Genomic DNA, 17,524 nt, shown 5'->3' with positions numbered 1-17,524 from the left:
CTGCAAAGATACTCATTCAAAACTCAAATGGAAGTGAGACTGCACAGAGCCTGTTAGTATTTTACTTAAAAAGTTAATAACTGGAGTATGGTTGCTTTGTCAAAGGCTTTAAATCGCTTATTTTTGCGGCAACAAAACAACACATTATAAAATGCCAAACATCAACGAATTACAAGATTTTGTCACTCAGGTTCGCCGCGATATTCTGCGACAGGTGCATAAGGTAAACTCTGGTCACCCGGGAGGTTCTTTAGGTTGCGCTGAATTTTTTACGGCTCTTTACCAGGAAGTTATGGATCACAACACCAGCTTCAACATGGATGGTAAGGATGAAGACCTGTTCTTTCTTTCCAATGGTCATATTTCCCCGGTTTTTTACAGTGTACTTGCCCGAAGTGGATATTTTCCAGTTGAAGAACTGAATACTTTTAGATTGATCGATTCAAGATTGCAGGGACATCCTACCACTCACGAGGGACTTCCTGGAGTTAGAATTGCTTCAGGCTCACTGGGACAGGGAATGAGCGTTGCCCTGGGTGCTGCTCAGGCTAAAAAACTGAATAAAGATGCTCATCTTGTTTACACCCTTCACGGTGATGGGGAGTTGCAGGAAGGACAGAACTGGGAGGCGATCATGTACGCTGCCGGGAACAATGTAGATAATCTTATTTCAACAATAGACCTCAACGGTCAGCAGATTGATGGTAGTACAGAAAAGGTGCTTCCGCTAGGAAATCTTCGGGCCAAATTTGAAGCTTTTGGCTGGGATGTCATGGAAATTGAAGATGGAAATGATCTTCAACAGGTGATTGACGGACTCAAAGAAGCTAAAACCAGAACTGGGAAAGGAAAGCCAGTCTGTATTTTAATGAACACAGTAATGGGTAATGGTGTCGATTTTATGATGCATACGCATGCATGGCACGGCAAGGCTCCAAACGATGAACAATTGGAGAAAGGACTTTCACAGAACCCGGAAACACTTGGTGATTACTAAGCCAAATTCATTAAAATCAAAATTAAGAATATCATGAAAGAATATATAAATAAAGGAAGTAAGGATACCAGATCTGGTTTTGGAGATGGCTTGACAGAACTTGGTCAATCGAACGAAAACGTCGTGGCGCTGTGTGCCGATCTTACCGGATCTCTGAAAATGGACGACTTTAAAGCGAATCATCCGGAGAGATTTTTCCAGGTGGGGATCGCTGAAGCGAATATGATCGGGATGGCAGCAGGGATGACTATTGGAGGAAAAATTCCATTTACGGGAACTTTCGCTAATTTCTCTACAGGTAGAGTGTACGACCAGATTCGCCAGAGTGTTGCCTATTCTGGAAAGAATGTAAAAATCTGTGCCAGTCACGCTGGAGTTACTCTGGGTGAAGATGGTGCAACTCACCAGATCCTTGAAGATATTGGCCTTATGAAGATGCTACCGGGAATGACCGTGATCAATACCTGTGATTACAACCAGACCAAAGCTGCAACTAAAGCGATTGCCGATTATGATGGTCCAGTTTACCTTAGATTTGGTCGACCAAAGGTTGCTAATTTTACTGAAGATAATCAGGATTTCCAGATCGGGAAAGCAGTGCATTTATATGAAGGTTCCGATGTGACTATTATCGCAACTGGTCATTTAGTTTGGGAAGCTATTCAGGCGGCTGTGGAGCTGAATGAAAAAGGTATCAGTGCCGAAGTGATCAACATCCATACGATCAAACCACTTGATGAAGAAGCGGTGATCGCTTCTGCTAAGAAAACCGGATGTGTGGTTACTGCTGAAGAGCACAATTTCCTTGGCGGTCTTGGGGAAAGCGTTGCCAGAACACTGGCTTCTCATCATCCAACACCTCAGGAATTCGTGGCTACTGACGATTGTTTCGGAGAAAGTGGAACTCCTGCGCAATTAATGGAAAAATATGGTTTGAATGCTGCTGCGATTGTAAAGGCTGCGGAAAAAGCCATTAAAAGAAAATAATATTTCTGAAATACTGAAGTTGACAATAGTAAGCCTTCTGAAGATGATCTTCGGAAGGCTTTTCTAATTCAACTGAAATAAACCCGGAACCACAAGCGTTATATAAGCCTAATAAAACAATATCTATGAGAAAATTTATGATGTTCGCACTACTACTTGCTGCGGTGCATGTATCGGCACAGGATGCAAGTTTTGGAATCAAAGGTGGATTAAACTACGGTGCAACTGGAGAATATGAATCTATTAGCCGTTTGGCTGATGATTTTAGCGGTTCATTTGAAGATGGAGAAAATAAAACTGGTTTTCATGCCGGTTTTTTTGGGCAGTTCGAAGTGCTGGGAATCTTCCTTAGACCTGAACTGGTTTATACCGAGATGAATACGGAATATTCTGAATTTGATTATAAGCTGCAAAAGATTGATGCTCCAATCCTTTTGGGAGTGAATGTGCTGGGGCCTTTAAACATCAAAGCAGGTCCTGCGTTTCAATACATTCTGAAAAATGAACTGGAAAACACGAATTTAAGCATTGGAGATGTGGAAAACGACATCAGCGTTGGTTATCAATTAGGAGCAGGTCTGGATCTGGGCAGGCTTGGTTTTGATATTCGCTATGAAGGAGCATTTAAGGATAACCAGGCATTTGGCGGGAACCTCGCTGCAGACAGCGGATTTAGAATAGATTCAAGACCTTCCCAATGGATCCTGAGTATAGCGTATTCGCTCTAATAAAATTTGACATTTACATTTATCGTAATAAAAAACCCGGAAGAGATTCCGGGTTTTTTGTTTTAGTTCGCTACCTGACTTATAAACTTGATTCGGTATAATCGTAATTCTTCGTCATCATAATCGCCATCAAACTCTTCCATCGCTTCATCGATCTTATCGGTCTCTGCTTCCAGGAAATATTCATGAATCTCTTCCTGCTGGTCTTCATCCAGGATATCATCCAGGTAGTAGTCAATGTTCAGTTTTGTTCCACTATAAACAATGGCTTCCATTTCCTTGATAAACTCTGGCATCTGCATGCCTTTTGCCGAAGCAATATCTGATAATGGCAGTTTCCTGTCCACGCTTTGAATAATGTACAATTTGAGTCCGCTGTTGGCACCAGTGGATTTTACCACAAAATCATCAGGCCGCACGATATCATTGTCTTCAACATATCTTGAGATAAGATCTACAAAATCTGCTCCGTATTTTTTGGCTTTACCTTCACCAACCCCATGAATATTACCTAATTCCTCGATACTAACCGGGTATTTTAGTGCCATATCCTCAAGGGATGGATCCTGAAAGATCACAAATGGAGGCAGATCCTTTTTCTTGGCAACCTTCTTCCGAAGCTCCTTCAGCATTTTTACCAGCTGATCATCCACCGTATTGGCAGATTTTTGAGGAACTACCACATCTTCAGTCATATCATTAAACACATGATCCTCGGTCATCATAAAGGATACAGGATTCTTCAGATATTCTTCTCCTCGTTTGGTGATTTTTACCACTCCGTAGGTTTCAATGTCTTTTTTCAGAAATCCCGCAATCAAAGCCTGGCGGATGAGGGCCATCCAGTAACCGGACTGCTGGTGACTTCCTTTTCCGAAGAGAGGATGCTCATCGGTCTTATGAGAAAGTATGATCGCATTGCTTTTACCAATAAGCGTGCGCACCACTTCCTTAGACTTGTACAATTGATTTGTTTCTTTAACGGTCTTCAGCAGTAATTCCAAATCATCTTTGGCCTCATGCTGATTTTTAGGATTCTGAACATTATCATCCATATCTGCTCCTTCACCAGTGGCAGAATCGAATTCTTCACCAAAATAGTGCAGTATGAATTTTCGTCTTGAGATGGAAGTTTCAGCAAAAGCAACCACTTCCTGTAGCAGTGCATGACCAATCTCCTGTTCTGCCACAGGTTTGCCGCTCATAAACTTCTCCAGCTTCTCAATGTCCTTATAACTATAAAAAGCGAGACAATGTCCCTCACCACCATCTCTACCGGCACGACCGGTTTCCTGATAGTAACTCTCAATACTCTTGGGAATGTCATGGTGAATTACAAAGCGAACATCTGGCTTATCGATTCCCATCCCGAAGGCTATGGTGGCTACCACTACATCGATATCCTCCATAAGGAACATATCCTGGTGCTTGCTTCTTGTTTTTGCATCCAGGCCTGCATGATAGGGAACAGCTTTGATCCCATTTACCTGAAGTGTCTGGGCAAGCTCTTCCACTTTCTTTCTGCTCAGGCAATAGATAATTCCCGACTTACCATCATTTTTCTTAACAAAACGGATGATATCTGCATCCACGTTCTTGGTTTTTGGCCGAACCTCGTAGTAAAGATTAGGTCGGTTAAAACTTGCTTTAAAAGTATTGGCATCTGTGATCCCCAGATTCTTCAGAATATCTTCCTGAACCTTCGGAGTGGCGGTGGCGGTAAGGCCAATTACCGGAATATTGTCACCAATACGCTGAAGTATATGTCTAAGATTTCGGTATTCAGGTCTAAAATCGTGCCCCCATTCACTTATACAGTGGGCCTCGTCCACGGCGAGAAAGGAGATCGTTTGCTGCTTCAGGAAATCCACGTAATCCTCTTTGGTAAGCGATTCAGGAGCTACATACAGCAATTTACAAACACCGCTGGCGATATCTGCCTTTACCTGGTTTACTTCTGTTTTGTTTAAAGAGGAATTAAGAACATGGGCGATGCCATATTCTGAAGAGATACTGCGAATAGCATCTACCTGATTCTTCATTAAAGCTATAAGTGGAGAAACGACGATCGCGGTTCCATCCTGAATTAGTGCAGGGAGCTGATAACATAATGATTTACCTCCACCCGTTGGCATCACAACGAAAGTGTCATGGCCATTTACGATACTGGTGATTACATCTTCCTGAAGCCCCTTAAACTGACTAAAACCAAAGTACTTCTTTAGTTCTTTGTGTAAATCAATTTCGGTCAAACCCATTCAATTGTGTTACAATTTTACATACATTTGTATTACTAAATATACGTTTTTCTTTAGTACCTGCAATTCTTAATTTAATCTAATTTGAAACTTAGCGAGCAAATCATTTCTTCAGCGAAAGAAACTATTTCCAACGAAGCCAAAGCAATTGCGAATCTCGAAAATTACATTGACGAAGAATTTAGTAAGGCGGTAGAAGTCATCTACAGGTCTGAAGGTCGTGTCGTGGTTACTGGTATTGGTAAAAGTGCCATTATCGCTAACAAAATTGTGGCTACCTTAAACTCTACGGGTACACCTTCCATTTTTATGCATGCGGCAGATGCTATTCATGGCGATCTTGGAATAGTCCAGGACAATGATGTAGTTATTTGCATATCAAAAAGTGGAGACAGTCCGGAAATTAAGGTTTTAGTGCCGCTCATTAAGAATTTTCATAACGTATTGATTGGACTTACGGGAAATAAGGACTCATTTTTAGGGAAACAGGCAGACTATGTTTTAAACAGTTTTGTAGAGATGGAGGCCTGCCCGAATAACCTGGCTCCTACCACAAGTACAACCGCGCAAATGGTGATTGGAGACGCTATTGCCGTTTGCCTGCTGAATCTAAAAGGCTTCAGCAGCAGGGATTTCGCCAAATATCATCCGGGAGGATCTTTAGGCAAGAAATTATATTTAAGAGTTAGTGACATCGTATCTCAAAATATGGTACCTATGGTTTCTGCGGAAACTGAAGTTGCCAATGTCATTATCGAAATTTCAGAAAAAATGCTGGGCGTGACCGCAGTTCTTGAAAACGATGCAATCATAGGGATCATTACTGATGGTGATATTCGCAGAATGCTGAAGGATCACGGAGAAATCAAAGGACTCCTGGCCCGGGATATCATGAGTGCCAATCCTAAAACGATCGAGCAGGATACGCTGGCCGTAGATGCCATGGAGATCCTGGAGAAAAACCAGATTTCCCAGTTACTGGCTGTTGATAATGGAAAATATTCGGGTGTTGTTCACCTGCACAATTTAATAAGAGAAGGAATTTTATAATGGAAAGAATCGCCCCCCAGGAAGAACCGGGAACTGAAATGTCTTTTTTAGATCATCTTGAAGAATTAAGGTGGCACCTGATACGCGCGGTACTTGCCGTGGTGATCGCAGGAGGTATTGCATTTGTTTTAAAGGAATTTATATTCGATGTACTACTATTTGGACCGGCTAATCCCGATTTTTTCTCATATCGCTTGTTGTGTGATCTGTCTGGCTTCTTTGGGATCGATGGAGGTTTCTGCGACCAGGAAATGAATTTCCGTATTCAGAGTAGAACCATGGGTGGACAGTTCTCTGCCCACGTTTGGACTTCGATCACAGCTGGCTTTATCATCGCTTTTCCTTACGTGATATATGAATTCTGGAAATTCGTAGCACCGGCAATGCATGATAATGAGCGTAATCACGCCAAGGGTTTTATCTTTATCACCTCCATACTGTTTTTCCTTGGAGTATTGTTTGGGTATTATGTGGTAACCCCACTTTCCATAAATTTCCTCGGAAAATACCAGGTAAGTGATACAGTTTTTAATGATTTTGATTTGAGCAGCTATATAAGCCTGGTAAGAGCATCTGTACTGGCCAGCGGACTCATCTTTGAATTGCCAATCGTGATCTATTTCCTTACTAAAGTAGGAGTAGTTACGCCAGAATTCCTGAAAAAATATAGAAAATATGCTTTGGTAATCGTACTGGTACTTTCAGCTGTGATTACCCCACCAGATATTGTAAGCCAGATCATTGTGGCTATTCCGGTATTGATACTTTATGAAGTGAGTATTGTCATTTCTAAGTTCATGTATAAGAAAGAAGAAAAAGAAAAAATCAATAATTAAGCTATGACAAATCAAGTGGACGAATTTAATTCGTACCGTGCTAAAATGAACGATAAGATTCTTGCTGATAATAATAAGATCATCAAAAGAATCTTCAACCTGGACACCAACGCTTTTACTGAAGGTGCCCTAGATAAAAAAACAAAAGAATTACTGGGACTTGTTGCTTCTACCGTGCTACGATGCGATGACTGCGTACGATATCACCTTGAAGCAAGTTATAATGAAGGGATTACGAAGGAAGAAGTAATGGAAACCTTAAGTATTGGGACGCTAATTGGCGGTACGATCGTGATACCACATTTAAGACGTGCCTACGAATACTGGGAAGCTTTAGAAACCCGGGAGTAAAACGGAACAATTTCTGCTTATTCAGAATAAACTGAGCATATGAAACTACGCGCTGAAAATCTTATCAAAACCTATAAAGGAAGAAATGTTGTAAAAGGTATTTCCGTGGAAGTAAATCAGGGAGAGATCGTGGGGCTGCTGGGACCAAATGGAGCCGGTAAGACCACGTCTTTCTATATGATCGTAGGTTTGATCAAACCCAATAGCGGGAATATTATTCTGGATAAGCAGAACATTACCAAATTCCCCATGTATAAAAGGGCTCAACATGGGATAGGCTACCTGGCCCAGGAGGCTTCGGTCTTCAGAAAACTGAGTATAGAAGATAATATTTTAAGCGTTCTGGAGCTTACCAAGCTATCCAAAAAAGAGCGATTGATGAAAATGGAGTCGCTCATTGAAGAATTTGGACTTGGCCATATTCGTAAAAGTCGGGGAGATCTTTTGAGTGGTGGGGAACGCCGAAGAACGGAGATCGCCAGGGCGCTGGCTACAGACCCAAATTTTATTCTATTGGATGAACCCTTTGCCGGGGTAGATCCCGTTGCCGTAGAAGACATCCAGAGAATTGTCGCTCAATTGAAGGATAAAAACATCGGTATTCTTATTACCGATCATAACGTACAGGAGACACTCGCGATTACAGACAGAACCTATCTAATGTTCGAAGGAAGCATTTTAAAACATGGAATGCCCGAAGAACTGGCCGAAGATGAAATGGTACGTAAAGTATACCTTGGACAGAATTTCGAACTTCGAAAGAAAAAGATCTTTAATTAAGTTGTTGCTTTCCTGTTCGAAATCACTGAAAGTAATACATAAAGCAGAATGATCACAGGAATCGCGATAAACTTCAGCAGTACGATAAGCACCAGACAACTAATGATAAAGAAGTAACGAAGCTTATTTTCTTTAAATCCCCAATCTGAAAATTTCAGCGCGAATAAAGGTAATTCGGCATTCAGAAGAATACAGCTTAAGATCGTTAAACCAACTAGGAACCATTCATTCAGAATAAGCTCATTGATTACAGGAACAGATTCGTAGGTAAGAATTAGCGGTAGACTAAGGATTAGCAACGCGTTTGCCGGTGTTGGAAGACCAATAAAAGAGTCGGTTTGTCGATCATCTACATTGAATTTTGCCAGTCGGTATGCCGAAGCCACAATGATCAATAATCCAATAAGTGCAAAAGGTTGCAGGTTCATATCAAACTCAGATGAATTCCAGTCGGTTGACAGGCGACCACTGGACGGCAAGGCTTTGATCATTAGTTGATACATCACAATTCCCGGCACTACACCACTGGTGACAACATCTGCCAGTGAATCCAATTGTAAGCCGACTTCACTTTTTACATTTAGCGCACGCGCGGCAAGACCATCGAAAAAGTCAAAAAAGATCCCCGCAGCTACAAAAATGGCAGCCAGCACCAGGTTTCCCTGTACGGCAAAAATAACTGCAATACTACCAGATAGTAGATTCAAGGAGGTTATAAGATTCGGAACATGTTTTTTAAAGCCCATTTGAGAATTTTAAATAGAAAGCACTAAACTAACATTTTGAAATTAAAAGCTTCTAAAAATACTGTTATATGCAAAGCAACTCAGCTAAATCTTATCTTTCCTGCGTAAGTTTCTTATTTTTGGGCAGACTTCAGCATCTATGAAAAACTTTCTTTTAGCACTTGTGAGCGGGATCCTGCTGGCCATGGCATGGCCTACGTATGGCTTTCCAATTTTCATTTTCTTTGCTTTTGTGCCGCTACTTTATGCTGAATTCAAAGTAAGAAACTATTCCGAAGGCAACCCCAAACTGAAAGTTTTTGCGTTTTCCTATACCACTTTTTTTATCTGGAACCTGGTAACCACCTGGTGGATCTACAACTCCACTCCATTTGGAGGAATATTCGCGATCCTAGCAAATTCGCTCTTAATGTCCATCGTTTTTCTTTTGTATCATATAGTAGCGAAGAGAACCGGGTTCAAGGCTGCTTCGGCATTCCTTATCAGTATCTGGATGGTTTTTGAAAAAATCCATTTGAACTGGGACTTTTCCTGGCCCTGGTTAAATCTTGGAAATGTATTTTCTGAATTTCCAGCATGGATACAATGGTATGAGTTCACCGGAACCTTTGGTGGAACCTTATGGGTATGGCTGGTCAATATCGCTATTTTCAAATCTCTGCTATCTTATCGTGAATTCAGAGAGAAAACGATCATAGCAAGAAGCGCGATGAAGGTGCTTCTACTTGTTGGAATACCAATATTGATCTCTGGCATTATATACTGGAATTATGAGGCACCTGAAGACTTTATTGATGTGGTCATCCTACAACCAAATATCAATCCTTATACTGAAAAGTATAATACTACAGATCGCAAGATAGGGGAATTACTACTTGATCTGTCTGAAAATGCTGTTAATCCAGAAACAGATCTGGTCATTGCGCCAGAAACTGTATTTGCTGATGGTACTCAACTTCAAAATCTCAATAATTCGGAAGGTGTATTTTATGGAGAGCAAATAAGCCGACTTCACGATGATTTATCATTTTTAGGGGGCATTACCCTGTATGAACGATTTAATGATCCAGGGAAAGTGCGCAGCCAGTCTAATAGAATAGGCCCTAACGACTGGTATGATGACTATAATTCAGCTTTTATGATCAATGATCATTCAGATACTTTGCAATTGTACCATAAATCAAAACTCGTTGTGGGGGTTGAGAACTTTCCATACCAGGATATTTTGAAACCTCTGCTGGGAGATGTTATGATCGATCTTGGGGGAACGGTAGCCATGAAAACCACTCAGGAAGAACGGGAAGTCCTGTACCTGCAGGATTCTCTCGGAACTGCGCCCATTATTTGCTACGAGTCGGTTTACGGCGAATATGTAACTGAGTATGTAGAAAACGGAGCGAATTTTCTAAGTATTATCACGAATGATGCCTGGTGGGGAGATACGCAAGGTCACCAGCAGCATTTAAGCTATGCGCGCTTACGAGCTATAGAGAACAGGAGATTTGTGGCGAGAAGTGCCAATACTGGAATTTCAGCGATCATTAATTCTCGTGGGGATGTACTGAAAACTCTGGCATACGAGGAGCGTGGCAGTATTTCAGGACGGGTCGGAGTTCAGAATGAGCTTACATTTTATACGCAGTACGGAGATTACCTGGCGAGAATCGCACAGTTTCTGGCTCTATTCATCTTCTTATTTTCCGTAGTAAAATACAACCGGAAAAGACCTGCGTAAGAAGTGAGCAGTATGAAGAGGATTTCCAGCTTTTTCCTTTTAACTTCCACTGACATCATACTACCTGCACTTAAGAACCATACGACAACCCAAAACATACTACAGACAACCTCCAACTTTTACTGTCCTCTAAAGAACAGCACAGTACTTAAGGTTTTTAGAAGTATGCTCAGATCAAGAAAGATTCCGCGATGTTTGATGTAATAAAGATCGTATTGCAATTTTTCCAGACTATCATCATAGCAATCGCCGTAGTTCGCCATTACCTGCGCCCAACCTGTAAGGCCGGGTTTTATAATATGCCGGGTATCGTAAAAAGGAATCAATTCTGAAAGCTCATTGACGAAAATTGGTCGCTCCGGTCTTGGCCCGATCAAACTCATATCTCCAAGTAATACGTTGTAAAACTGCGGAATTTCATCCAGCCTGGATCTGCGAAGGAAACGCCCAAATTTGGTCACTCTCAGATCTCGTTTCTGGGCAAATTGCGGACCTGAAATTTCAGCATCCTTATTCATGGTTCGCAATTTTACAATTTTAAAGACTTCACCATGTTTTCCAACCCGTTCCTGAAAGTAAAATGTCTTTCCCCGGTTAGCGATGAGATTACCGATTAATATAATAGGACCCAGACAGATTCCAATCAAAATTCCAATGATGGAAACGATAATATCGAAAATTCGAAATACTAATAAATAAAACTTATTCTGGTGATTTCTACTGAAGGGAAAATAACGGTAAAAATCCTTATCCACATTCTGAACCGGAATTCTCCGGGTAATCTCTTCGTAAACCTGTGTATAATCCCTAATGGAGAATCCCTGCTTCTGTAGCCTGCTTAACTGGTTGTATAGGGGGAGCATCAACCCGCGTTGAAATGCGCTGGTAACGACAATTTCACTAATGTGTTCCTTTTTGACAGTCTGCACAAGTTCTTCCACTTCAAATCTAAGAAGATCTTCTCTGGCTATTTCGGTTTTTAAAGTCTCATCGGTATTAATATAACCTACTATACAATAATTGGGATCGGCTTTTTGCAGGGATTCAGCGATTAACTTGATATCGAACGAATCTCCCACTACCAATACCCGCTTATAGAATCTCGGACTCGATATCAGGCTGATGTAAAGAGACCTCCAGATCAAAAGAGAAATGGCTACAGAGAGAAAGAAGAAGATGATCTGCAGTCGGTTTTCAGGTAAACTGGGAGTAAGAAACGGTGTTAACATATAAAACAGTACCGTAAGACTGGTGGTTAGCAGGACGTTTTTCAATACGCTGTCAAACCTGTCTGCCTTCTGAAGATCATAAAGTTCGAAAACATTTCCGAAGAAACTTAGATATAATATAAACACAAGAGTCCAGGTCCAGGTTTCAGAATTAATTCTGAAGTAATCAAACTGAAATATAATCCCTACAATAGTAAGAGAAAGTAAGGCAAACAGAATATCAAAAAGTTTCAGGAGAAACTTTCGCTCAGAAATTTCAAAATGAAATATAGGCTTTTTAGACATTTCGGCAGGGCTGCTAATGTGCCGATAAATATAGAACTTTTAGCCTAGTAAATCCAGCCATTGTTGTTTAACTCGCTGCCAATCGAACTTCTCTACTTCAATTCTGGCATTTTCAGCAAGTTCAGCGCTTAATTCAGGATTGGATATAAGTTTAATACAGGCCGCAGTCATCGCATTTGCATCATCTGGAGGAACGAGGATACCGGTGTGTTCATTCTGGATCAAATACGGCATTCCACCAACATTCGTTGAGACAACGGGAAGTCCCAGCGCCATGGCTTCCATGACACTAACAGGAGTATTGTCTACATTGGAGGTATTTAGAAAAATAGTGTATTCAGAAGCTAAGGAGATTAGGTGTGACTTGGCAAGTTTGCCGGTAAAAGTGACATTCAGATTATATTGATCTACATAATTCTTAAGTTCTTCCAGGCTGCCGTCTTTGTCGGGACCAACCATGCAGAGTTCACTTTCTGGATAAAGAACTGATAAATTTTCCAGTACTTCAATGGCTAGTTTGGGATTATATAATTGCTGAAAAGAACGAATCCATAACAGTTTTGGCTGGGTATTTTTTTTCTTCTGAAAGGTATAAAGATGCAGGGCTACAGCATTGGGAATACAGACGAGATTACTAAATCCGAACGCATTGAACCGCTCATAAAGGTACAAAGAAGGTGCTGCCAGTGCTGAAGCATCACGGAATAGATTGGTCACATAGTTACCAGAAGATTTTAGCTTATTCGGCAAATCACCACCATGCAAGATCAAATAGTATTTTTTCTTCCTCCATCTGGCAATACTCGCGCAAAGTTTTGCAAAAATAAAATTCTGAGTACTGTAGGTATCAATCACAACTTTCTGATAATTACCGAACAGGCAATAAAGGCACATTTCGAGCAGCCTCAAAATTTTGTTTTGATGGGAAGAGATCGCTTTTATGAAGATACCTTCATTTCTAAGTAGTTCCGGAATAGTATCAACAGCAGTAGGTGTTCTACCCCATTTTTCCAGTTTGTTTCCTATATAAAGAACTTTACGCATCAGGCCAGAACTTGATTCCAGTCATCTCTTACGCAGCTCCAGTCAAATTGATCAACCTTATCTTTGGCATTCTTACAAAGCAATATCCCTGAGTCCGGATTTTCCACGATATTCTGAATAGCCATGGCCATTTGATGAGCAGACCTGTCTTCAACCAGGATACCATCTGTTTTATGATGTATCAACTGGGGCATCCCGCCTACGTTGGTACTAACTACCACCAGGCCAAGGCTCATCGCTTCAATAACACTTATGGGAGTATTATCTACTGTGGTTGTATTTATAAAAAAGTCGTAATGTTGAGAAAGAGAAGACCAGTATTTTTTCTTTAATTTTCCGGTAAATCTTACATCAAGATCATAGTGCTTTGCAAGTTTTTTACAGGTTTTCATGGTGCCATCCTTTTCCGGGCCTACCATACAAAGACTTGCCTGTGGATATTTTTCAGAAAGAATCTTTACTACTTCGATCGCCATTACCGGGTTGTAACGCTCCTGAAATCGTCTTACCCATAGTAATTTTGGCTGAAAGCTTTTACGTTCTTTAAAGGGGTAGTTAGAGGTTTTGATAGCATTCGGAATGACTTTGGTGTTCTGAAAGCCATGCACTTCGAAGGCATCTTTTAAAAACAGGGAAGGCGCGATATTGATCTTTGAATTTCCGAAGAGACTTTCACTAAATAATTTCGATTTTTCCAGTCTTTCAGGAAGATTTCCACCATGTAATATTGGAATATACTCAAGATCCAGAAGCTGACAGGCTTTCCCAACCAGGTAGGCATAATAAAAGTTCAGGGCACCATAAGTATCGATAAGTACAATATCCGTAGAATTCTTGTAGCGTGCAATTAGCCCAAGCATTTCGGTAAGGCGCAAAGCCTTATTGGATCGTGTAGATGCAGTTTTAACCTCGTAACCTTCTTTCCTTAACATTTTACTGAAAAAAGAGATATAGGTGACGGTAAAACTATTAATTCGCAAGTCGTTTCCTATGTACAGGATCCTTTTTTTCATCTACTATATATAATAAAGCGAGACCGTAAATAAAGCCCGGCAGCGCAATACGCATCGCAGAGTGATTAATAGTTAGAAACCAAAAAGCAACAAAAGCCAGGAAGTAATAATTATTTTTAAACTTGAACCAAAAAATAAGAGGAACAAAAACAAGTATTATTAAAGCAACTATACCTAAAATTCCATGTTCTGCCAACAATCGACTTATTTCATTATGACTAGCGATTCTTATTCCCAAGTTTTCCTCTCTATATTCAATACCTTTACCTACTCCTATCCCAAAAACTGGATGCTTGTAAAATGCAGTTAGTTCAGTACTTATAAGTTCAGCTCTGCCTGTAGTGATATCCTCCTTCAATTGACCTGCAGCATCTTTATTTGTGTATCTATTTACAATTAGTCCTCCGGTTTGAGCAGAAGAAATAAACCATACCGCAACAGCTATAAGAAAAACCACGAATATCCTGAAATTCGTACCTTGTATTTTCCTCACTTCCTGCTTGTAATAAAAAAATATTAAAAAACACACAATACATACTATTGCAGTAAATATACCTCCTCTAGAAAATGTTATTACAGCTCTATATCCTAGAAATAGAAGTAATATTAGATCAATAAAATTTATGATTTTATTCCGAATTGTAAACAATCTTGTTGCAAGCAGAAAGCAAGCCATTCCAAAAACGGTGGAGATTTGATTAGGTCCGTACCCGCCAGTTGCAGCATAATTTCCAGACAGCCCAATACGTACCTGATCCATACTGGGGGTATAGAGAAATAAATAAATTGCTTGGGCTATCAAGGGCATTAATAACATTAATAAAACACGTTGAAAATCCTCCTTTTTAATTTTTTTATAGTAACAATATAATGCTGAAATTCCCAAGCATACTGGTCCGGCTAAATTAAATGCAATTAATTTTCTGACTTCCGCTTCATAACTGAAATTTAATGAAGCTATCAAAACTCCTGGAAATAGAATTAATAAATACAGCCAGTAAGGGACTGTTTTAGAACTTGTTCCCTTAAAGAACATTCCAATTATCAAAAAAACAATTACAGCATATTTCCCTGTTTCATAAAAAATTAGAGCACCGGTTTGTCGGTAAAAGACCTCTGCGCCTGCAATGTAGGCTGCTGCCATTAATGCCTCATTTCCTTTATTTTGACGATCAATTATTATGAATAGAAAAAATACGATAATGAATATTGAAATTGTTTTAGCAAGAAAGGGCAAGGAATAAATTAAAAATCCATATCCAATATGAGCAAGTAACAGTTTAATATAAAACTGATTATTTATGTAATGGAATTCTTTCAAATTTTTTTAATAAACTCAAGATAGTTTTTTATAACGGAATCTTCAGAGTATAACTCTTCTATTCTATCTTTTAATTTGGTACCATGATTGCTTCTTAACTCTTTGTTTTTAATATAAACTGATAAACAATCTATTAATTCTTGAATTTGATTTGGATTAATTAGTTTTCCAAATTCCCCTAATATCATTCTGCAATAACCCACATTGCTTGCCACAACAGCTAATTCAGCCATTCCATATTCCATTAATGCCAAAGGAAATCCTTCAGAATTTGATGGTAATACTCCAATATCAGCATCATTAAGAAAATGGATTATATTCTCAACTTCCCCGTAGTAATAAATATTTGATATTTTAGTTATTTCTGATTTGATTTTTTCAGAATAATCATCTTGAAAATCAACACCGAATAAGTGTAATGCAACTGAAAATTTCTTATTTAGTTTATCGAATGCTTCCAATAGCATGATGTGATTTTTCTGAGGTCTAAAATTAGCAGTACACACAATATTTACTTCAGAATTACCCTTTAATTCACTTTTGCTTTTAGATTTTTTGAGAATAAAATTGGGTAGAAATATAATTCTTTTTTTAAAACCTAAACGGTTCAAACCCCAACTTTTAAGTTCTTCATTAACACATATAATACCATCAATATAGCGGGAAAAAAATTTTAGAGGTTGTAGATTTCTTTTATCTAAAAATTGACTGTTTCCATAGTGATCATGCCAAACTAGTTTAAATTTACATCCTAACAATTTGCATAAAACAGCAAAAAACCAAGAACTACCATGAGCATTCACCACCTCAACAGAATTTTCATGTATAATTCTTTTTAATGCAAATAAGGCTCTTAAATCATAGCGATTCTTTTTTGCTAAGAAATGAAAAGTGCTGTCTTTATCAATTTCTTTGGAAAGTAGCCCCTTCTCTCTAGTAATTACAATACAAGAAAAAATTATTTCATTTTTTAGAGCTAGATAATAATTTAATGCCATTCTTTCTGCTCCACCAGGATTTAGAGTATCAATGAGTTGTAATATTCTCATAATAGGGCTAATATTTCTTCTTCAAATCTCTCTAGCGTATATTTATTAGAAAAAATTTGCGCTTCCTTACTTACTTGAAGATATATTGATTCACTTTTTATAATTTCTATAATCTTTTCAATAGAATTTTCGAAATTTGAATCTAGTATAATTCCTCTTTTACCTGCATCCAGCATCCAAGGAATACAAGAGATGTTCGTGACAATCGGAACACATCCAAAAAACATGGCCTCAGCTACAACCTTAGGCCAGCCCTCAGATTTGGAAGGTAAGAGAAGAAAATGGGAATCTATATATCTTCTTTTTAATTCAGTGAGCGGTAAGAATTGATTGATTTCTACAAGGTGAGATAGATTTTCTTGCTTAATAAAATTTTTCATCATTACTAATTCTTCGCCCTCACCGTAAAATTCCAATTTTAGAGGTACGCCCCTGTTTGAAAGTAATTTGCACAGCTTAATAGCCTCTAAAGGCTGCTTTCCGCTCGAAAAAGTACCGACAAACAAAAAACGGATTGGAATAGACAAATTCTTATTGATTCGAACTATGTCGCTGTTACTAAAACTAGCCGTAAAAAAAGAATGAACGTTAATACTTTGGTTCGGCCAATTACCATAAATTAAAACCTTTATATTTTTGGAAAAAAAGGTGTTATTTAGAAGCCACTTTTGAAATCGATAACTCAAAGGTTGTCGCGATTGAGGATCCCAATTTCCCGCGTATTTAACTGTCTTTGATTTAGAAGGAAAAAAAATCTGGGCAATTGCCGCAAGCAGACCTATATTCCCAGGGCACCTAATATGAATATGATCTGACTTATACATGGTTTTGAAAATTTTGAAAAATATTATTGGTAAAGCAAAAAAACTTTTAAAAATCTTCGGAATACTTTGAAAATTGATGGAGGGGATTTTTTCAAAATGAATCTGAGAATGATTATAAACAGTATCGACCGGCTTTCGATCTCCAACCTGAGGCGCTACAATAGTCACCGATTCGACAAATTTGATCCAAATGTTCATCTCTCGAACATAAGGTTCATAGGCTAAAAGATCCTTGCCGGATTGATAATGCTCTACGTGCGTGAAAATAGCGAACTGGGTTATCATAATTTT

16 protein-coding genes are annotated in these 17,524 nt (G+C 39.1%); 8 read left to right on the top strand and 8 right to left on the bottom strand.

The annotated features are described in order from the left end of the window. Positions 1-151 precede the first annotated feature (151 nt). The 3 genes from G529_RS0105020 (at position 152) to G529_RS0105010 (ending at position 2,712) form a co-directional block, all read left to right on the top strand. Positions 152-997, top strand: coding sequence for a transketolase (locus G529_RS0105020; RefSeq protein ID WP_026914504.1), 846 nt, complete (start codon positions 152-154; stop codon positions 995-997). A 33-nt stretch (positions 998-1,030) separates the two neighbouring features. Then, entirely contained in the window at positions 1,031-1,984 is a 954-nt protein-coding gene (locus G529_RS0105015; protein ID WP_026914503.1) for a transketolase family protein, read from the top strand. Between the two features lie 125 nt (positions 1,985-2,109). After that, entirely contained in the window at positions 2,110-2,712 is a 603-nt protein-coding gene (locus G529_RS0105010; protein ID WP_026914502.1) for a porin family protein, read from the top strand. 62 nt (positions 2,713-2,774) lie between these two features. Here G529_RS0105010 and recQ read toward each other — a convergent pair whose 3' ends face one another. Further along, positions 2,775-4,970 carry a DNA helicase RecQ gene (recQ, locus tag G529_RS0105005; RefSeq protein WP_026914501.1) on the bottom strand — a complete coding sequence of 732 codons (2,196 nt, stop codon included), beginning with the start codon at positions 4,968-4,970 and terminating at the stop codon, positions 2,775-2,777. A gap of 84 nt (positions 4,971-5,054) precedes the next feature. Between recQ and G529_RS0105000 the strand changes: the two genes are divergently transcribed. From G529_RS0105000 to lptB, 4 genes are read left to right on the top strand one after another with little or no spacing between them, the layout of a single operon-like run. Continuing rightward, positions 5,055-6,020, top strand: coding sequence for a KpsF/GutQ family sugar-phosphate isomerase (locus G529_RS0105000; protein WP_026914500.1), 966 nt, complete (start codon positions 5,055-5,057; stop codon positions 6,018-6,020). Beyond that, positions 6,020-6,856, top strand: coding sequence for a twin-arginine translocase subunit TatC (tatC, locus tag G529_RS0104995; RefSeq protein WP_026914499.1), 837 nt, complete (start codon positions 6,020-6,022; stop codon positions 6,854-6,856). The genes G529_RS0105000 and tatC overlap by 1 nt, the downstream gene beginning before the upstream one ends. 3 nt (positions 6,857-6,859) lie before the next feature. Then, complete coding sequence (locus G529_RS0104990) at positions 6,860-7,207, top strand: carboxymuconolactone decarboxylase family protein (protein WP_026914498.1); 348 nt, start codon at positions 6,860-6,862, stop codon at positions 7,205-7,207. Between the two features lie 39 nt (positions 7,208-7,246). Then, on the top strand, positions 7,247-7,987 hold the full coding sequence (lptB, locus tag G529_RS0104985; RefSeq protein WP_026914497.1) for an LPS export ABC transporter ATP-binding protein: 741 nt from the start codon (positions 7,247-7,249) through the stop codon (positions 7,985-7,987). Here lptB and G529_RS0104980 read toward each other — a convergent pair. Next, entirely contained in the window at positions 7,984-8,733 is a 750-nt protein-coding gene (locus tag G529_RS0104980) for a CDP-alcohol phosphatidyltransferase family protein (RefSeq protein WP_026914496.1), read from the bottom strand. The two genes, lptB and G529_RS0104980, sit on opposite strands and share 4 nt — an antisense overlap. Positions 8,734-8,872: 139 nt before the next feature. Here G529_RS0104980 and lnt point away from each other — a divergent pair, with 139 nt between their 5' ends. Next, positions 8,873-10,468 (top strand): apolipoprotein N-acyltransferase, encoded by a 1,596-nt coding sequence (lnt, locus tag G529_RS0104975; RefSeq protein ID WP_026914495.1) that lies wholly within the window; start codon positions 8,873-8,875, stop codon positions 10,466-10,468. A 119-nt stretch (positions 10,469-10,587) separates the two neighbouring features. On the opposite strand, the gene G529_RS0104970 is transcribed toward lnt, so the two are convergent. Genes G529_RS0104970 through G529_RS0104945 form a run of 6 tightly spaced genes read right to left on the bottom strand, consistent with a single transcriptional unit; the run spans position 10,588 to position 17,518 of the window. After that, positions 10,588-11,982: an exopolysaccharide biosynthesis polyprenyl glycosylphosphotransferase gene (locus tag G529_RS0104970; protein ID WP_026914494.1), complete on the bottom strand. Its 1,395-nt coding sequence runs from the start codon at positions 11,980-11,982 to the stop codon at positions 10,588-10,590. Between the two features lie 39 nt (positions 11,983-12,021). Further along, entirely contained in the window at positions 12,022-13,026 is a 1,005-nt protein-coding gene (locus G529_RS0104965) for a glycosyltransferase family 4 protein (RefSeq protein ID WP_035695462.1), read from the bottom strand. Then, a complete protein-coding gene (locus G529_RS0104960; protein WP_026914492.1) occupies positions 13,026-14,039 on the bottom strand; it encodes a glycosyltransferase family 4 protein in 1,014 nt (337 codons plus the stop codon). The genes G529_RS0104965 and G529_RS0104960 overlap by 1 nt, the downstream gene beginning before the upstream one ends. Further along, the gene (locus G529_RS0104955; RefSeq protein WP_157514529.1) at positions 13,996-15,360 is read right to left on the bottom strand and encodes an O-antigen ligase family protein; all 1,365 of its coding nucleotides are present in this window, start codon (positions 15,358-15,360) and stop codon (positions 13,996-13,998) included. The genes G529_RS0104960 and G529_RS0104955 overlap by 44 nt, the downstream gene beginning before the upstream one ends. Beyond that, positions 15,357-16,409: a glycosyltransferase family 4 protein gene (locus G529_RS0104950; protein WP_026914490.1), complete on the bottom strand. Its 1,053-nt coding sequence runs from the start codon at positions 16,407-16,409 to the stop codon at positions 15,357-15,359. The genes G529_RS0104955 and G529_RS0104950 overlap by 4 nt, the downstream gene beginning before the upstream one ends. Next, a complete protein-coding gene (locus tag G529_RS0104945; RefSeq protein WP_035695461.1) occupies positions 16,406-17,518 on the bottom strand; it encodes a glycosyltransferase in 1,113 nt (370 codons plus the stop codon). The genes G529_RS0104950 and G529_RS0104945 overlap by 4 nt, the downstream gene beginning before the upstream one ends. Positions 17,519-17,524: the final 6 nt, after the last annotated feature.

The organism is Christiangramia portivictoriae DSM 23547 (assembly GCF_000423045.1).
Taxonomy (GTDB): domain Bacteria; phylum Bacteroidota; class Bacteroidia; order Flavobacteriales; family Flavobacteriaceae; genus Christiangramia; species Christiangramia portivictoriae.
This window is presented reverse-complemented; position numbering and strand designations above follow the sequence as displayed.